Annotated in this window: 18 protein-coding genes; 6 read left to right on the forward strand and 12 right to left on the reverse strand. The window is 36.4% G+C overall.

Going from position 1 to position 18576, the window contains the following annotated elements; translation table 11 throughout:
• Positions 1 to 255 precede the first annotated feature (255 nt).
• Positions 256 to 843: a hypothetical protein gene (locus ACWG42_RS00005; RefSeq protein ID WP_455789367.1), complete on the reverse strand. Its 588-nt coding sequence runs from the start codon at positions 841 to 843 to the stop codon at positions 256 to 258.
• A gap of 46 nt (positions 844 to 889) precedes the next feature.
• Entirely contained in the window at positions 890 to 2146 is a 1257-nt protein-coding gene (uvsE, locus tag ACWG42_RS00010) for a UV DNA damage repair endonuclease UvsE (protein ID WP_455789368.1), read from the reverse strand.
• A gap of 111 nt (positions 2147 to 2257) precedes the next feature.
• On the opposite strand from uvsE, the gene ACWG42_RS00015 reads away from it, so the two are divergent.
• Both ACWG42_RS00015 and ACWG42_RS00020 read left to right on the forward strand, forming a co-directional pair.
• Positions 2258 to 4402, forward strand: coding sequence for an exosporium glycoprotein BclB-related protein (locus ACWG42_RS00015; RefSeq protein ID WP_455789369.1), 2145 nt, complete (start codon positions 2258 to 2260; stop codon positions 4400 to 4402).
• Between the two features lie 164 nt (positions 4403 to 4566).
• On the forward strand, positions 4567 to 5802 hold the full coding sequence (locus tag ACWG42_RS00020; protein ID WP_455789370.1) for an RNA polymerase factor sigma-54: 1236 nt from the start codon (positions 4567 to 4569) through the stop codon (positions 5800 to 5802).
• 132 nt (positions 5803 to 5934) lie between these two features.
• On the opposite strand, the gene ACWG42_RS00025 is transcribed toward ACWG42_RS00020, so the two are convergent.
• Complete coding sequence (locus ACWG42_RS00025; protein WP_455789372.1) at positions 5935 to 6219, reverse strand: phage holin family protein; 285 nt, start codon at positions 6217 to 6219, stop codon at positions 5935 to 5937.
• A gap of 125 nt (positions 6220 to 6344) precedes the next feature.
• On the opposite strand from ACWG42_RS00025, the gene ACWG42_RS00030 reads away from it, so the two are divergent.
• Positions 6345 to 7256 carry an ABC transporter ATP-binding protein gene (locus ACWG42_RS00030; RefSeq protein ID WP_455789373.1) on the forward strand — a complete coding sequence of 304 codons (912 nt, stop codon included), beginning with the start codon at positions 6345 to 6347 and terminating at the stop codon, positions 7254 to 7256.
• Positions 7253 to 8116 carry an ABC transporter permease gene (locus ACWG42_RS00035; protein WP_455789374.1) on the forward strand — a complete coding sequence of 288 codons (864 nt, stop codon included), beginning with the start codon at positions 7253 to 7255 and terminating at the stop codon, positions 8114 to 8116. The genes ACWG42_RS00030 and ACWG42_RS00035 overlap by 4 nt, the downstream gene beginning before the upstream one ends.
• A 41-nt stretch (positions 8117 to 8157) precedes the next feature.
• Here the strand turns inward: ACWG42_RS00035 and ACWG42_RS00040 are convergent, their stop codons facing one another.
• A complete protein-coding gene (locus tag ACWG42_RS00040) occupies positions 8158 to 9045 on the reverse strand; it encodes a PHP domain-containing protein (protein WP_455789375.1) in 888 nt (295 codons plus the stop codon).
• A 101-nt stretch (positions 9046 to 9146) separates the two neighbouring features.
• On the opposite strand from ACWG42_RS00040, the gene ACWG42_RS00045 reads away from it, so the two are divergent.
• Positions 9147 to 10043, forward strand: coding sequence for an AraC family transcriptional regulator (locus tag ACWG42_RS00045; RefSeq protein WP_455789377.1), 897 nt, complete (start codon positions 9147 to 9149; stop codon positions 10041 to 10043).
• A gap of 4 nt (positions 10044 to 10047) precedes the next feature.
• Here the strand turns inward: ACWG42_RS00045 and ACWG42_RS00050 are convergent, their stop codons facing one another.
• The 5 genes from ACWG42_RS00050 to ACWG42_RS00070 form a co-directional block, all read right to left on the reverse strand.
• A complete protein-coding gene (locus ACWG42_RS00050; protein WP_455789379.1) occupies positions 10048 to 10470 on the reverse strand; it encodes a hypothetical protein in 423 nt (140 codons plus the stop codon).
• Between the two features lie 17 nt (positions 10471 to 10487).
• Positions 10488 to 12002, reverse strand: a complete 1515-nt coding sequence (locus ACWG42_RS00055; protein ID WP_455789381.1) for a Y-family DNA polymerase — start codon at positions 12000 to 12002, stop codon at positions 10488 to 10490.
• Positions 12003 to 12154: 152 nt separating this feature from the next.
• Positions 12155 to 13927: a 1-deoxy-D-xylulose-5-phosphate synthase gene (locus ACWG42_RS00060; protein ID WP_455789383.1), complete on the reverse strand. Its 1773-nt coding sequence runs from the start codon at positions 13925 to 13927 to the stop codon at positions 12155 to 12157.
• Between the two features lie 24 nt (positions 13928 to 13951).
• Entirely contained in the window at positions 13952 to 14491 is a 540-nt protein-coding gene (locus tag ACWG42_RS00065) for a flavodoxin family protein (RefSeq protein ID WP_455789384.1), read from the reverse strand.
• Positions 14492 to 14510: 19 nt separating this feature from the next.
• Positions 14511 to 14741 (reverse strand): hypothetical protein, encoded by a 231-nt coding sequence (locus ACWG42_RS00070; protein WP_455789385.1) that lies wholly within the window; start codon positions 14739 to 14741, stop codon positions 14511 to 14513.
• Positions 14742 to 14866: 125 nt separating this feature from the next.
• Here ACWG42_RS00070 and ACWG42_RS00075 point away from each other — a divergent pair, with 125 nt between their 5' ends.
• Positions 14867 to 15763, forward strand: coding sequence for a LysR family transcriptional regulator (locus ACWG42_RS00075; protein WP_455789386.1), 897 nt, complete (start codon positions 14867 to 14869; stop codon positions 15761 to 15763).
• Here the strand turns inward: ACWG42_RS00075 and ACWG42_RS00080 are convergent.
• The 3 genes from ACWG42_RS00080 to ACWG42_RS00090 are packed head-to-tail and all read right to left on the reverse strand — an operon-like array spanning position 15725 to position 18374.
• Positions 15725 to 16939 (reverse strand): MalY/PatB family protein, encoded by a 1215-nt coding sequence (locus ACWG42_RS00080; protein ID WP_455789387.1) that lies wholly within the window; start codon positions 16937 to 16939, stop codon positions 15725 to 15727. The genes ACWG42_RS00075 and ACWG42_RS00080 overlap by 39 nt on opposite strands.
• A gap of 11 nt (positions 16940 to 16950) precedes the next feature.
• Complete coding sequence (locus ACWG42_RS00085) at positions 16951 to 17835, reverse strand: DUF3737 family protein (protein ID WP_455789388.1); 885 nt, start codon at positions 17833 to 17835, stop codon at positions 16951 to 16953.
• Between the two features lie 11 nt (positions 17836 to 17846).
• Entirely contained in the window at positions 17847 to 18374 is a 528-nt protein-coding gene (locus ACWG42_RS00090; RefSeq protein WP_455789390.1) for a cyclophilin-like fold protein, read from the reverse strand.
• Positions 18375 to 18576 lie beyond the last annotated feature (202 nt).

Consider the following 18576-nt stretch of genomic DNA (forward strand, 5'->3'; position numbering starts at 1 on the left):
TCCGATGCCTGATTGGCTTGCGGAAGAAGTCTTATCAAAGAAACGTTTTGGATTGAAAAAAGTTTATGTGAATGCTTGTATTAAATGCGATAGCGAAATGCTTCCTAAAGATTTTCTAGAGAACCAAAAGTAAAAACTTGTAATGTCCTTCTTTGGCTCTTCTTAGAGCCTTTTCGTCATGTTTTTTTCGTTTTCTCTCATTTCCACTTAAATTATGCAAGTTCCTAATAGATAAAAAAACCAGAATTTCTCTGGTTAGTCTGTCATATCGTTTGTTGTGTTGTTTTCTGTGGAAGAACCTGTACCATTCATATCTTCATTTGCATTACTTCCATGAACACCTGTTGGTTGATAATTTGGAAAGGCTTTTTGTAAATCTGCAGTATTAGCAGTTGTATCATACAACAATAAATAATCACCATTTACTTGTGCACCATACTCCTGTTCCTTACCATCTACCTTCACTTTTACTTTTCCATTATTTTTAGCTTCATCCATGACCTTTTTCATACTTTCATCATCAGACTTCACACGATACAAATATGCTGTCTTATCATTCATCATGAAAGACCTACCTTCATAAGCAGCAAAATCCATATTCTCAATTGCTTGCATATTATTATAGGCAATACCCTTAGTAGTGAAATAGTTCATCACATTATCAATACTATCCTCAGTTGTGGTCTTTGCCTTATCAGCAGCCTTCTTTGTATCATCTGCAGCTTTCTCGGTGGATTTATTCACCTTATTCATATCTTCTTTTGCAGTATCGTTCATACTACACCCTGCTAATAGTCCTGCCATCAAACATAGACAGCCAAATTTTTTTAGATAACTTTTCATGTTTATATCCTCCTGTCAAACATATTATGAACAACTACCAAGTGCTTTATACCAACATTTGCAACAATATCAAACCAGCTATTTCATCTACTAACTGCTCTCTAGTGGCAATACGATAGATTGCGGATACAAAAAGTGAAGAAGACGTATTCTTTTCACAATAGTTTTCCATCATTCGTATGTAAAGTTTCATAGAACGCTCACTAACGATATCTTGCCAATTTCTCTTTATGAATTGAAATAGCATACGATAATTTTCATTCATCACTTCTTCACGAAGATAACGTTCTGCCAGTTGATAAAAATCCATACGATCGATATCCTTATGCTCACTAAACAAGTACTCATAATACGTATAATCTGCTAAGGAATGTAAATAGAACAAATATTTATAATACTTCCATTCCTCATAAAAACATGCAATATTAGGCTCTAACAAACATTGTATCTTACAAGCTGAAATATTCTTATCTTTTACTTCCAACATCACATCCACATCAAAAGGTACTTGCGCAAGAAATGAAAAAAACACATTACTAGTAACATGTTGTGCATGCGCACCCAATCGCTTCCCTACAGCCTGTTCACTATAATGAACCTTTTGTACACCATCCTCCTTCTTCCATGTATCACGTACCAACGTTAACCATTCACCTATACTTTTATATTCTTCAGGAGGTAGAATTTCATGGTGCAAATTATCAAACACGACTGGTATATGTGTATATGAAGATATTTTCAAAACATCTTCAACAGTATAATAACGATCATCATTTTCGATAACCAATCGTCTTTGTATATGTTCTGGAAGTGTACGATACACATCTATAAAACGTTGCATTGCGCAATCTTTATCATTATAAATCCCACCAATATGCAATACCATTTTATGTGAAGAATCTAATCCCATCATATCTAAGATACTGCAGTGGTATTCTAAATCTAATTTAGAGCGTTCTATAATCTCCACATTCAACGCATTCAATATGGTATATTGCCCTGGATGAGAGGAAACCCGCATCCCCTTCTCCTTTACAAAATTGCCAATCTCCTCCAATTCCTTTCGATATATACTTTGCCAAGGTAACGTATTCACTGGACTAGAACCAAACGGTATGATATCCGATGATAATCGATACATCATAATGTTATGTGCTGCATTAAACGCCAAAATACGTCGCAATGCTTGTAAATTATGAGATATGATTTCTTGTAGTTTCTCTTCTGTAATATATTTTAAAGTACAAGTTCTTTGACGTGATTGTTCATCCCCTAAAAATATACATGCATATCCAATCTTCATACAGACCACTCCTTTTCTTCTAGTATGGATTCTTTTTATTTTTATCATGCATGCATTAGGATTACCTACATTCACAATATTCATTCGCATATGGTAAAGAGGGGTGAATTTATGGATGACATAGTATTGCAATCCGAAATGGGAATTACAGGACCAACGGGTCCTACAGGTCCAACTGGACCAACTGGTCCGACAGGTCCTAGAGGAAATACTGGTCCAAATGGTGCCACTGGTATCACGGGACCTAAAGGTAATACAGGAGCTACTGGAGCCAACGGAGCAACTGGTATCTCAGGAGCGACGGGTCCAACTGGTGCTAATGGTGCCACTGGTCCTACTGGGGCTCGTGGAGATACTGGCCCAAATGGTGCCTCTGGTATCACTGGACCTAAAGGTAATACAGGAGCTACTGGAGCCAACGGAGCGACTGGTATTTCAGGAGCAACAGGTCCTACTGGCGCTAATGGTGCCACTGGTCCTACTGGGGCTCGTGGAGATACTGGTCCAAATGGTGCCACTGGTATTACTGGACCTAAAGGTAACACTGGTGCAACAGGAGCCAACGGAGCAACCGGTGCTAATGGTATTACTGGACCAACAGGTCCTACTGGAAACACAGGAGCTAATGGCGCTGATGGTGCGACTGGACCAACAGGTCCTACTGGTAATACAGGAGCAAATGGCGCTGATGGTGTGACTGGACCAACTGGTCCTACTGGAAACACAGGAGCTAATGGCGCTGATGGTGTAACTGGACCAACAGGTCCTACTGGTAATACAGGAGCTAATGGTGCTGATGGTGCGACTGGACCAACAGGTCCTACCGGAAACACTGGAGCAAATGGCGCTGATGGTGTGACTGGACCTACAGGTCCTACTGGTAATACCGGAGCGAATGGTGCAGATGGTGTCACTGGACCAACGGGTCCTACTGGAAACACAGGAACCACTGGTGCAGATGGTGTCACTGGACCAACGGGTCCTACTGGAAACACAGGAGCCACTGGTGCAGATGGTGTCACTGGACCTACAGGTCCTACTGGAAACACAGGAGCTAATGGCGCTGATGGTGTAACTGGACCAACAGGTCCTACTGGTAACACAGGAGCCACTGGTGCAGATGGTGCAACAGGACCAACAGGTCCTACTGGTAACACAGGAGCCACTGGTGCAGATGGTGCAACAGGACCAACAGGTCCTACTGGAAACACTGGAGCAAATGGTACAGATGGAGCGACTGGTCCAACTGGTAACACAGGAGCTACTGGAGCAGATGGTGCAACCGGTCCTACAGGTCCTACTGGAAACACAGGAATTGATGGTGTCGATGGTGCAACTGGACCTACTGGCGCAACCGGAGCGACTGGTATAGATGGAGCAACTGGTCCAACAGGTGCAACTGGAAATACTGGAGCTGATGGAGCAACTGGTCCAACAGGTGCTACAGGAAATACTGGAGCAGATGGTGAAGTAGGTCCTACTGGAGCTACTGGAAATACTGGTGCAACTGGTACTACTGGTAATACAGGCCCTACTGGTGCAACTGGAAATACAGGTGCAGATGGGGCAACTGGACCTACTGGTGCTACCGGAAATACTGGAGCTGATGGAGCAACTGGTCCAACAGGTGCTACAGGAAACACAGGAGCTAATGGCGCAACAGGTGTCGCTGGTCCTACTGGTGCTAATGGGGCAACTGGTCCTACAGGTCCTACAGGTCCTCAAGGAGAAGAAGGTGCTGCCGCAATCATTCCTTTCTCTTCAGGATTACCAATTACAGTAACAACTATTGCTGGTGGTTTAGTAGGAACTCCTGCATTTGTAGGTTTTGGTTCTAGTGCCGCTGGATTAAGTATCGTAGGTGGAGTTATTGACTTAACCAATGCAGCAGGAACACTTACCAACTTTGCATTCTCTATGCCTAGAGCAGGTACGATTACTGGTATAAGTGCATTCTTCAGTACAACTGCTGCCTTGAGTCTTGTTGGTTCTAACGTTACTATCACTGCAACACTTTATAGATCAACAACACCAAACAACAGTTTTACAGCAGTTCCAGGGGCAACCTTGAATCTGTCTCCAACATTGACTGGAATCTTAGCTATTGGGACAATCACATCTGGTACACTCACTGGCTTAAATATCAATGTTACTAATCAGACACGCTTACTCTTAGTATTTACTGCGACTGCAACTGGCTTAACTTTAATAAATTCAGTTGTTGGTTATGCAAGTGCAGGTATTGCGATATCTTAGTATTTTAATAAACAAATAAGAAAGATACGTATTAGGTGATACAAAGCCTACGTATCTTTCTTTATTTTTATAGTTTATTTCTTAAATGGTTCTTTTGTGTTAGCTAGATATGGTATAATTCTAATAACGAATATAGGGGGATGTAGAATAGGAGTCAACGCACTATGAAACAAACCCTCATTCCAAAACCAGAGATTTCATTGCAGACAAAATTTCATAAAGGAAAAAGTGATTCATTAAGAATCTTATCCTATAGCAATGATGAGCTAAGAGTCTTTTTACAAGAACAAATGAATGAACATCCCTACCTGCAAGTGCAGGGTTTTCAAGTCGAACAAGATAGTGATGCATATTTAGAATATGATCATAGCAAACGCTCTTTGTATGATGAAGTGATGGAACAAGTACATCTTTATAATGGCAAAATCGATGAAGAATTATGCGAGTATTTACTCTCTCAATTGGATAGCAATGGGTATTTTAGAGTAAAAAAAGATCAGCTCTATCATCATTCTCCTTATCATAAAGCACAAATACAAGCACATCTGAATATTTTACATACGTTTGAACCAGTTGGAATTTTTGCCTTTGATTTGAAGGATTGCCTTCAAATCCAATGTAAAAACAGTGAGGAAGCAGATGCACAGATTGCATATACATTGTGTAATTACTTAGAAGATTTAGCCCTTCGTAGATGGCAACATATCGCAGAAGAGACACATTTATGTAAGGAAGAGTTGGAAAGAGGATTCCATTTTATTCAGACATGCAATCCAAAACCAGCTGCCAATTATTCCATAGAAACCATCTTTGTGAATCCAGAGTTTAAAATCGATGTTGTAGATGAAACTGTAAATATCCAATTGTTAAACGATGATTTATCACTTTCTTTTCAAATGGATGAATCTATGAAAGAAAGTAAAGAACTTACCTCTTTTATGAGACAACAACGCGCACTTGTGAAGAATCTACAACAAAGTATTCAAAAAAGAAATATGACACTTTTACAGATTATGCAATATATCTGTGATGTACAACATGACTTTTTTCTAAATCATGGACCATTACAACATTTAACACTAGCGATGATTGCCCAAAATTGTGGACTACATGTTTCTACCATTTCAAGAGCTATTGCGAATAAGTCTTTTGAATTTGAGAACAAATATTATACGTTAAAGAAAATGTTGGCAAATGGTGGAAGTGAACAAAGTGTAAAAGAAGAAATAAAGAAACGTTTATTAGTATTGATTGATGAAGAAGATAAGCATCATCCCTATAGTGATGAAGATTTAAGAAAATTGTTAGAGAATGAAGGAATTCTCATTTCTAGAAGAGCAGTTAGTAAGTATCGTGAAGCTTGTTTCATCTTTAATTCTAGTAAACGAAGGATTACATAAAAAGTATACGATAAAAAGAACACGCATTCGATAGTGAGTAAGACCACGTTTTCATAATAAAACGATGGATTATGAGTACTATGCACTGGGTGTTCTTTTTTTGTTACATCGCTTCCCTTTTATGGATTTACTTCATTTTTTCTTATTCTTCATTAAGCTCGCAAGAATGCCACCAAATACCGTTGTACCCGCAAGTAGTACTCCTTGTACAAATGAAGTAAACACAGCCATCATAAATAAAGAACGCGTTGATACATCTACATTCGCAAATGTATACAGCGTTGATAAAATGATGGATATCAATAACAAATACCATGGTATCTTTTTACTATCCATATGACTGTTGTCCATCATCTTTGCGATAATGTATAACACTGGAGTAATGATCAATAATTCACTTTTTATATAGGAATTCATAAGTTGTAGAAAGTCCATGCAAGTCACCCCCGTTTTATGGTATGTTGTGGATTCATTCTTTCTTGTTTGTCAGCCTAATTGCCATATTTAGATGTGTTATGGCATAGAATGAATTGGGTGATTGTATGCAATATAGCATTGTTGTAAAACATGTGAGTAAAAGGTATGGGAATCATATCGCAATTGATGATATTTCGTTTCAAGTAAAAAAGGGAGAAATATTTGCTTTTTTAGGTCCTAATGGAGCGGGTAAATCAACGACGATTTCCATTCTTTCTACTTTGCTTTCTTGGGATACAGGGAGCATTGAAATGGAAGGTTATACACTAGGAGTACAAAATCATGCGATACGTAAAGAACTTGGGATTGTGTTTCAAGGAAGTATGTTGGATGAAAGTTTAAGTGTAAAAGAAAACTTACTTTTGCGATGTGGGTTGTATGGTCTTTATGGAAAACATGCCTACGCTAGATTACAAACGCTAATGAAACAATGTCATATAGAAGCTTTCCTACATCAAAAAGTACAAGAATTATCTGGTGGGCAACGTCGTAAAGTGGATATTGCTCGTGCACTTATTCCAAAACCTAGTATTCTTATTCTCGATGAGCCTAGTACGGGACTTGATCCTGTTTCTAGAAAGGAACTATGGGATATGATTCGTGCACTTCACAATGAGGAACACATGACAATTTTTATGACAACGCATTATATGGAAGAAGCTGAAATAGCAGATCACATTACACTCTTACAACATGGGAAAATTGTGGCTGATGGGACAAAGGAAGAACTTCTTCGCTCCATTGAAAAAGAACATCTCTATTTGTATAGCGATGCCTTATCTACGATCGCAAAACAATTGCAGATGAAACGAATTCCATATAAAAAAAAGAATTCCTACATTGATGTGGAAGTCTTAAACTTTTATCATCTCATGTCCATTTTAAGAGGGTGTGAACAAAGTATTGATCATATTGAATTGCATAAGGGAACCATGGAGGAACTATATTTGAATATGTTAGAGGAAGATGTTTTATGAGCGTTATCGCAATTTTAATGAAGCGTAATATGATGTTGTTTTTCAAGGATAAAAGTGCACTGTTCTTTTCGTTTATGGCAGTTTTTATTGTACTGTTTTTATACATCTGCTTTCTTGGAGATATGATGATTAAACCACTGAAAGCACCGTTCCCAGATACCGCTCGAGAAATTAGTGATACATGGATTATGGCGGGTACTTTAGGTATTGTTTCTTTGACCACATCTTTAAGTGTTCTTGGTATTGTTATTGAGGATAAACAGCATCATATCCTAGATGATTTTCGTATCTCCCCTATTTCTCGTATGCAGATATCAGTTGCATATATTTGTTCTACTATTGTGATTACCTTTCTCATCTCTACTGTAACACTTGGTATCGCGGAGATGTATATTTTAGCGTATGGTGGAAAGCTTTTGGATATTGTGACGTTTATGAAATTGTTTGGAATCATGTTATTATCAATTTTATCTTGTACCTCGATGCTTTATTTTATTATGTCATTTTTTAATAGTGCTTCCTCTTTTAGTAATATTACAACGATCATTGGTACCCTATCTGGTTTTTTGATGGGGATCTATGTTCCCATTGGTTCTTTACCTCATTTTTTACAAGTTATCATCGCCTGGTTTCCACCAAGTCATGGAGCTGCGTTATTTCGCAATGTGATGATGGAAGATGTCTTACAAAGATCGTTTCCTGCAGGACAAGAAACAGCCTTGTTAGAGTTTAAGAAACAGTTTGGATTAGTCTTTGAATATGGCACACATACAACGACCTTATGGGATAATATGTTTGTTTTAATTGGAATGGGTGTTTTCTTCTTCATTTTGCTTCGTTTTCAGAAAAGAGAAAAATAAACCGATGCACATGATAACTTGATCACGTACATCGGCTTTTTTTAAATACCGATATGCAATACTTTGGATTGATAAATTTCTTCAGGATCGACACACTCCATCTCTCCTAAATGTATTGCTGGTTTTGTTTTTCCATGGAAATCGCTACCCGCTGTGATACATAGATGATGTTCTTTTGCGTAGTTGCGATAGAATTCTACTTGTTCTGGAGTATGATAGCTACTATATGCTTCAATTCCAACAACATCATAAGAGAAGATATAGTTTAATAAGTCTACATTTTCTTTCGTATTGTTTCCAGGATGTGCTAGTACAGCAATACCTCCTGCATGTTGAATTAAATGGATTGCCTCTTCTAAACTCATATAATTGATTTTTACATATGCTGGTTTTCCTTGTGAACAATAGTCCCAATAAAAGTTAACATATGGATTATCACTGCGTGATCCTCCTGGCAAATATTCTTTTAAGAACGCATGATTACGTTCATCCATTAAGGCAACCTCCGCAATCACTTCTCCTGTAATACATCCATGATGAGATAGTTCATATGCTTTATCTTCATCGATATACAATCCTAAATCACGAGCAAGTTGTAAACGTGTTCCAGCTGCGGCTTGTTCTTGTTTTAATAAAGAAGCTGTTACATTCGCGAAGGCTACATCTGCTTCATTTATGCCATATCCTAACACATGCAATTCTACATCATCAATAACACAATCAAGTTCAATTGCTGGAATTAATGTTAACCCTAATGCACTTGCGGCTATCTTCGCATCAGATACTGCTTCTACACTATTATGATCCGCAATTGCGACAACCTCTAATCCAGCATTATGACAAAGCTTCATCAATTGTTCTGGAGTATATTCTCCATCATCACTTTTCACACTATGCATATGTAAATCTATTTTTAAATAATTACCCATCTTGATCACCTCTAACTATAATTATATTGACAAAAGAGCATTCTTACCATAATAATATAGCCATAAAGTATTACAATTTGGACGAAAGGTAAGGATATCCTATGAAAACTCCTATTTGTGAAATAGAACTTGATGAACGACGCCGTGAAATTATTGCGGCTGGTAGTGATACATTTCCTATCAGTGCTTTCTATAATGACTTAAAACAAATGCCCGCAAATGAAATTCCTTGGCATTGGCATGAAACCATTGAGGTGCTTTATATCTATCAAGGAAGTGCAACGTTACAAATCCAACAGGAAGAAGTTATATTACAAGAAGAAGAGGGTGCTTTTATTAATACAAATGTCTTGCATTCCATCAAGGGACATCATGGAAACTGTATTTTTTATTCTTTTGTATTTTCTGCAAATCTTATCAGTGATAAAACTTCAGGTGTTGTACAACAACATTATATCGATCCCCTCTTACACAACAACAATCTTCCCTATATAAGAATGTCTTCTTCAAAGATGTGGGAGAAAGAAGCCGCTCAATGTGTTCTACAAGCTTTTGAGCATTATGAGAAAGGTGGATTCGCTTATGAAATGCTAGTACGAGAACAATTATCTCATATGTGGTATTTATTAGTGTCTCATGTATTATGTGAACAAGAAACTAGTAAAGAAGAGACAAACACTGTAAAACGTATCAAATATATGTTGCATTATATTCAACATCATTACCAAGAAGATATTACATTGAAACATATCGCAGATTGCGTCAACATCAGTGAGAGAGAAGCTTTGCGTTGTTTTCAAAAAACATTGCATGATTCCCCTATTTCATATCTGATGCAATATCGTATATCAAAAGCTACACAATATCTTCAAGAGAGTGATAAACCGATAACTGAAATATGTGCGTTATGTGGATTTGAAGACCCTAGTTATTTCTCTAAAGTATTCAAACGCTATATGCATACAACGCCAAGAAACTATCGGAAAGAAACTTCTTAAAAAGCTAATCTTCTAGCATTTCTATTTCACAAATATCTTCAATGGAAATTCTCGTTTGATCTTCAAAATGTAGCACATGCGCCACATCATCTATCCGTTTAAGATTCTTATTGATGGTGATATACTCACCACCATGTTTATAAATATCTGGTTCAAAATAGGTCACTTTGATACGTGGCCTTTTCTTTAAATGTAATAGAATCTTTTGTAGTTCTTCATTTAAGCGTATGTTTTCAGTTTCATCCAATATTTTTTTAGAACTTGTGATTCTTTCTTTTTCATAGACTGCCTCTTTGTGCCCAGTCAAAGCCGCAAACGGAGCGAATTGTGCAGCTCTAGAAAGACGGGGCATAGGAGCGTGTTTTCTAGATTGATGTCTTGGTAAATGGATGATATCTTCATATGTATTTGTTTTCTTTTTTTCCATATAATCGCTCCCTTTCTTTATGCTTTATGTCCACCAATTTTTTCGTTTCTTTCTTTGCTTTGTGCACCTTCTTCTAAATTCATACCCTTTAACAATGCGTTCTTACCATATTTCTTTTTGATACGAAGGGTTGCTTTCTGCAATTCTTTTTCCTTTTCTAATGCAATGGTTCGTTGTTGTTCTTGTTTTGCCAAGGCTTCATAATCTACAAAAAGATCCAATTGGTCACAACTCGTTTGATTGGCATCTCGTTGTTCGTGTAAGAGATGATTCGCTGATATATTGATACGTCGTATGGTAAGGTTCGGATTCACAATGGCATCATACACCTTCATCACAGCTTGTATGATTTCTCTTGATGAGGAAGTTGGTTTATCCAGGTTTGCGCTACCATGCGCGTGTTTGGGTAGTTTACGTCCATAATAGTCAGTTGTAAACTCTTCGACATATTGCGCAGCCTTTTCACTGTTTTCGATATCATAGCCAACATGCAATACAATTTGATCACTTACAAATTGTTTTTCTACCAAATCCAACGCTAATAAATCCAGCATTTCTTTTACAATCAAACGCGCCTTTTCAAATGGATAGGGACAACTTAAAACTTGTCCTGTTTCTATGCTATGATTCGCTGGTTGATAAGCTTTAATATCCTCCATGGTACAAGATTCATATCCCCATGCATGATCAATTAACAACTCCGCATTTACACCAAACAATTGATACAAACGTTCTTCATTGTAATACTCATGTTCTTTTCCAATGGAACATCTTGCGACATCTCCCATCGTATAGATTCCAATTTGTGCTAACTTCTTCGCATACCCTCTCCCAACTCTCCAAAAGTCAGTTATTGGTGTATGTCCCCATAACAATTCACGATATCTTTGTTCATTTAACAACGCTATTCTTACACCATCTTTATCTGGTTTCACATGCTTTGCGACGATATCCATCGCTACCTTACAAAGGTATAAATTCGTACCAATTCCTGCTGTTGCGGTAATATATGTACTTTTCTCAATATCTTGAATGATTGTTTTTGCCAATTCCTTAGGTGTCATATGATAGGTATTTAAATAGCTCGTCACATCCATAAACACTTCATCAATGGAATATACATGAATATCTTCAGGTGCTACATATTTTAAATAGATTTCATAAATCTTCGTGCTATAGTCCATATAATATGCCATTCTAGGAGGTGCCGCAATATAGCTTAAGGCAAGCGATGGATTTTGTTGTAGTTCCACAGCATCATAAGATTCTCCTTGAAACTGACGATTCACAGCTTTTCTTTTACGCATCATATTGATTTCGTTTACTTTTTGGACAACCTCAAATAAACGAGCTCTTCCTGAAATTCCATATGCTTTTAAAGAAGGTGTAACTGCTAAACAAATCGTTTTTTCCGTTTTACTCACATCCGCTACAACAAGATTTGTTGTCAATGGGTCTAATCCACGATCCACACATTCTACAGAGGCATAAAATGATTTTAAATCAATCGCTATATAAATAGAATTTTTCATATCATCTGCCTCCTTGTACTATTCTATATTTTAACAAATATAACCTCCATCAACAATCTTTTATCTTGAAAGTTTTGGATGGATTTCTTACATTAGTGTTTTCTTATTCGATTGTTTCATACTCCCCTTCTCTACGAAAGAAAAAAGATAACTTAGGCGTTATCTTTCTTCTTCATCAATGTTTTGATATCATTCACAATGCTTTCTTCCTGGATACCATGTTCTTTTAATAATTCATTTACATCATAGCGCGATGGGAAGCTTTTTTTGATGCCATATGTTTTTACCATCATGTCATCTGTTCCATAGTAACGAGCAATCTTTTCTCCAAAGCCCCCTTCTAAGATTCCATCCTCTAACGTAATGACTAGTTTGTGGTCTTTTTTCAATTCATCCAACAAGTTCGTATCCAATCCTGTGATATATTTCGGATTGATAAGAGTCGCCTTTATTCCATGTTCTTTATCTAATTGTTCCACAACATTTTCTCCTATGGAGTAAAAGTTACCAAGTGCTAAAATTGCTACATCACCTCCTCTTTTTGTCATCTGATAAGTATTTAACAAAGCATAATCACTCTCATCTTTTTTACCTGAATAACGTAGAGTTCCTACTGGAACACGAATCGCGACTGGATGTTGTTCTTGATGTAATCCCCAATGTAACATCGCTTCATATTCTTCCATACAAGTTGGTGCCAAATACACCATATTTGGTATATTCCCCATCATTGCGATATCGAATAAGCCAAGATGTGTTTCATCATTCATGCCATAAACACTCGCAGCAAACACCAATACTAATGCTGGGTTCTTATTGATGCATAAATCATGGGATAGTTGATCATAGGTGCGTTGTAAGAAGGTACTATATACGCCATATACTGGTTTCCCTCCCCCTTTCGCAATTCCAGAAGCTAAGGCAACCGCATGTTCTTCCGCAATACCTACATCTATAAATTGTTTGCCAGCCTGTATTCTTTGTTCTTTATGAAAGCCAAACACAGCAGGAGTACCAGAGGTAATCGCAACTACTTTTGGATCTTCTTTCATAGCGTTCAATAAGTATTGTGCACTGAATTCATCGTATCCCATTTCTTCCATTGTGAATTTTGGCTTCCCTGTTTCTAAATCAAAAGGCATATTCCAGTGCCAATGTTCTTTATCTGTTTCAGCTAGTTTATATCCTTTTCCTTTTGTCGTACATACATGTACGACAATTGGTTGTGTTCGATCTTTTATCGTTTCAAAGGTTGAAATAAGTCCTTCTATATCATGTCCATCTTCTACAAAACAATAGTCCAAATTCAATCCCTTGAAGTAATTGTCAACACAGGTACCTTTACTTTCTCTTAACTGTTTAAGTTTCTCATACATGCCACCATGATTTTCCGCAATGGACATGCCATTATCATTCACAATAATGATCATATTTCCACCAGTTTCTCCAATATAGTTAAGTCCTTCGAAAGCTTCTCCACCACTCAAAGAGCCATCTCCAATAATCGCAATCACATTTCCTTTTTCACCTTGTAAATCTCTAGCCTTAGCTAATCCACAAGCTAAGGAAACAGAGGTTGAAGTATGCCCAATGGTAAAGAAATCATGTTCACTTTCAGAAGGATTGGTATATCCACTTACCTCATCATATTTATCTTCATCTATAAATGCAGACTTTCTACCCGTCAATATCTTATGAACATAGCTTTGATGGGACACATCAAATACCATTTTATCCGTTGGTGAATCAAATACATAATGAAGTGCAATGCTGAGTTCTACTAAACCAAGGTTTGGACCAATATGTCCTCCATGTACACTTAATTTCTTTAAAAGTACTTCTCGAATTTCTTGACTTAATACTTCTAAAGCCTTTGTATCAAGCGCCTTTACATCCAATGGTGAATTTATCTTTTCTAAATACATTATGATTTCCTCCTATTATCTTTCTTATACATGTTCTCCAAGTTGCATAGCTTCTTGTAAAAGGGATGAGTTTTTCTTCACATCTTCAATACCAGTTAAACCAGTCCCATACACAACTCCTTTTAGTTGTGTTCTTTCAAAACATGAAATCCATCCCTCTATTCCTTTTATAGCGCCATCCATTGCGCTTCTCTCTTCTTCTGCAGCACTTGCGATCAAATAGATATCCTCAAATTTATAATCACTTCCATACAAAGGATTTGTACGATCCAATAAGGTTTTCATTTGTCCACTCATTTCATAAAAGTAAATAGGTGTCGCAAATACAAGTACATCACTAGTTCGCATCTTTTCAAGAAGCATAGCGACATCATCTTGTAATGGACATTTTCCACTCACTTGACAAGACAAACATCCTGTACAAAATTTCAAATCCATATCCTTTATGTATATCTTCTCTACACAATGTCCAACGCGTGTTGCGCCTTTTTCAAAAGCATCTGCTAGACAATCCGAGTTTCCTTGTTTTCTTGAACTACTTGAGAGTATTAAAATTTTCTTCATATGTCTCCTTCTTTCTTTGTTATTTTTGTTGTTTTTTCAGTTGATACATCAGATAATCTAAACAATCTAACTTCTTATTTCGTTCATGAACTTCTTGTAGTAATTTACATCGATGACAAGATAATAAACGAAGCTGTTCTTTAATCTGTCCGCTTTCTTCCAACTGCATGAATTGTGCAATGGTTTTCTCACTACAATCTGCATCTAATAAGTTTTGTCTTAAACTATCGATACTGGGTTTATATACCACACTTTCACCTCACATTTTCTATTGTATTCTTGAACACCTTGAATATCAAATACTTATAGCAAATACATCTTCATGCTTGACAGGCATAAAAAGGATTCATTATAATGGGGATATGAGGTGATCATATGGAAATTCGAGTATTACGTTATTTTCTTGCTGTCGCAAGAGAAGAAAACATATCCAACGCTGCACAAGTTCTTCACATTACACAACCAACCCTATCTAGACAATTGATGGATTTGGAAGAAGAGCTAGATACCCAGCTATTTGTGAGAGGAAATCGTAAAATTTCGCTTACAAACGATGGCATGTTCTTTAGAAAAAGAGCACAAGAAATCATCGATTTGGTAGATAAAACTGAATCTGACTTCCTATCTAGTGAAGATATTGTTTCTGGAGATGTTTGTATCGGCGGTGGTGAAACAAATGCGATGAGTTTTTTAATGGAAACCGCCAAATCTATACAAGACACACATCCAAACATCCACTTTCATATACAAAGTGGTGATGCTAGTACCATCACAGAATTAATAGATAAAGGATTGATCGATTTTGGTGTCTTAATAGGACCTAGTGATCTTAGTAAATATGATTATTTACGCTTACCTTTCAATGATACTTGGGGTGTCTTAATGTTAAAGGACAGTCCTCTAGCAAACAACGAATACATTCAACCAAGTGATTTATGGGAGTTACCATTGATAGCGTCTAGACAACCCTTACGTTATAATGAACTATCCTCTTGGATTGGAAAGCACTATGAGAACCTAAACATCGTCGCTACCTACAATTTGATTTACAACGGAAGTAAAATGGTAGAAAGCGGTATGGGATATGCCATCACTTTGGATCATTTAATTAGTACAGATGAACAAAGTAAATTTGTATTTCGTCCACTTTATCCACCATTAGAAGCTGGTTTAGTCATTGTCTGGAAGAAATATCAAATATTCTCAAAACCAGCTGAGTTATTCTTAAAACAACTACAAAACCGTTGTTATGCTTTTAACGAGAAACTTTAAACTACAAGAACGTTGATCTTTATAACTTTCAATACCCGCTTGAAGTCTTTGTAAGCCCTCGTTTAATCGAATCTTAGGACAAGCTATATTCATGCGTAAAAAACCTTTACCATTTTCCCCAAACATAGAACCATAAGACAGATATAACCCTGTTTGCTTTCGAATGTGTTCTACCAACGTTACATCATCCTCACAAACTTTCGTACAATCTATCCATAACAGATAGGTTGCCTCACTCTCTACAACATGTAGCTCAGGTAACTTTTCTTGGATATAAGATTGTACTTCTTTTTTGTTAGAGTCGATATACACACAAAGCTCTACTAACCAATCCTTTCCCTTTTCAAACGCCGCATTACTTGCGCTTATCGCAAAGCTATTGGGTTCACCTACTTCATCACTTTGAATTCCACGGTATACCTTATGTCGCAATTGCTCATTAGAAATAATTATACAAGAGGTTTGAAGTCCCGCAAGATTAAAGGCTTTGCTTGGTGCTACACAAGTGATGCAGTTTTGTTGATTTTCTAAGGAAGTACTCGCAAATGGAGTATAGGATGTCTTTATAGAAACAAGATCACAGTGTACTTCATCTGATACAACAAGAACATGATGTTTTACACACAACGCTCCTATACGAACTAATGTCTCTTTATCCCACACCTTTCCAATTGGATTGTGTGGATTACAAAGAATCATTAATGTTGTTTGAGGATTTGATAGTTTCCTTTCTAAATCATGAAAATCAATTTCATATTGTCCATTCATATACTTTAAATCACTTGAAAGTACATGCCTTCCATTGTTCACAATAGAATTATAGAAAATATTATATACCGGAGATTGAATCAATACATTATCTCCAATGTTTGTGACGTGACGAACGATTGATGAAATCGCAGGTACAACTCCTGTACAAAACATCATCCAGCTAGTTTCAAAGTGCATTTGATGTTGTTGTAGCCACCACTTCTGTATATTTTCATAGAATGAAATGGGTACTGTAGAATATCCAAATATTTTATGATTTACTCTTTTTTGTAAAGCTTCTACGATTTCAGGAGCTGCCTCAAAATCCATATCCGCTACCCACATTGGAAGTTCTCCATCTTTTACATCCCACTTTAAAGATGCGGTATTTGTGCGATCACTTAAGGTATCAAAATCATATTTCATATCAATACCCTCTAACAAACACAACTTGTTTGTCTATTGCTAGATTCCAATATAGGATGTTGAAGATATTGTATTTTGGTTAAGGAAGGATCTATTTTATCTTCTTCTAAAATTACTTCTCCAATACTACTCGCTTGAATACTTCCTGATATAGGGTTTTTAATACTGTCGATATGAGAAGTAATAGAAACATCCAATGTACAATACTCGAATGCCAAAGATGTATTCATCAATTTACAATTTACCATTTTCAAGTTCTCAATATAACATAACCCCTGTAGGCTCTCAATCGTACAATTTATAAATGTAATGTTCTTTGAATTCCATCCCAAATACTCTCCGATAATGGTAGAATCATATACCACTACATTCTCACAGTTCCAAAAAGCGTCCTTGGATAATAATACAGAGTTATGAACTTCAATATTCTTTCCACCATCGAAGCTATAATTACCAGTTAAATTTAAATGATCTACATAAATATCAGAACTATTCATTCCAAAGTAATCTCCTTGCGCATGTACATTTCTTAATTCAATGTCATTACAATTCCACAAGGTTTCCTGCGCATTTGCCATATGTACATTTGTTAATACAATATCGCTACTACGTCGAAATGTTTTAGGAGAATCCAATGTACAATTTATCATTTCAATATGATCTGTATACCAAATACCGGAACGTGCCGTTTCTAACAAAGTTGTATTGAATACTTTTACGTTCTTACAATACCATAATGGATATTTCCATTTAAAAATACTTTCTATAATTTCAATATTCTGACTTTCTTTTAATGGTGATTCTCCTTGTGCAAAGATAGAGCGTTCTATTGTAATATCCTTACTATTGAACAATGCTCTTTCTCCACTTACATATGCTTCTTTTACGATTTTCATAAAATTCCTCCTTATTCTCTCATTTCTAAACGTACTTGAATAACTGTGTTTCCTGCGATCTCATCCAATACGTTAAGATCTTCTATTCTTCCTATGGGGGTATATTGAAAAGTAGTTGGAAAGCTTTCATAAAATATTACAAGACAGTTGGATCCAAACAACATCACATCGCCTTTTCGAATTTGTGATATTGCTTGTGCATTTGTTGTAAAGTTTTGATTCAAATACACGAATTTTTCATTTTGGTGTAAATCTTCCATTGAAAAACTCATAGGCAATATTTCTTTAAGTTCTTTTGTAGTTTGATTCTCATACAAACTTATCTTTGAAGATTGTTCATGTATGGTAATATACAACTCTTTCAATGTTTCATCCTCTCCTTTTTCATTGTCATCTACTGTTTCAGTTTCTGTTGGTACATCCTCTTTCTTAAGCTTTGTTTGATCCTTCGAACGAGTTGGTTGTGTAAGTTGTTTCTTATCGTCACATGCGACAAGAAGTAGGCACATACAGAAAGCAATGAATATTCCTTTTCTCATAAATGACCCTCCTTATAGTTTCCAATCTTTTCTATGAAAGACTTCCTGAATTTCGGAATACCTTTCTTACTACCATTTTAAGATAGGTCTCTAAAAATATCCAATACCTATATAAAATAGAATATCATGCCTTATAAGCATATATAAAATGAGATAATAAAAATGCCTCCATCCTTTCGAATGAAGACATTTTTCTTATATA

Source organism: Amedibacillus sp. YH-ame10 (genome assembly GCF_053848885.1).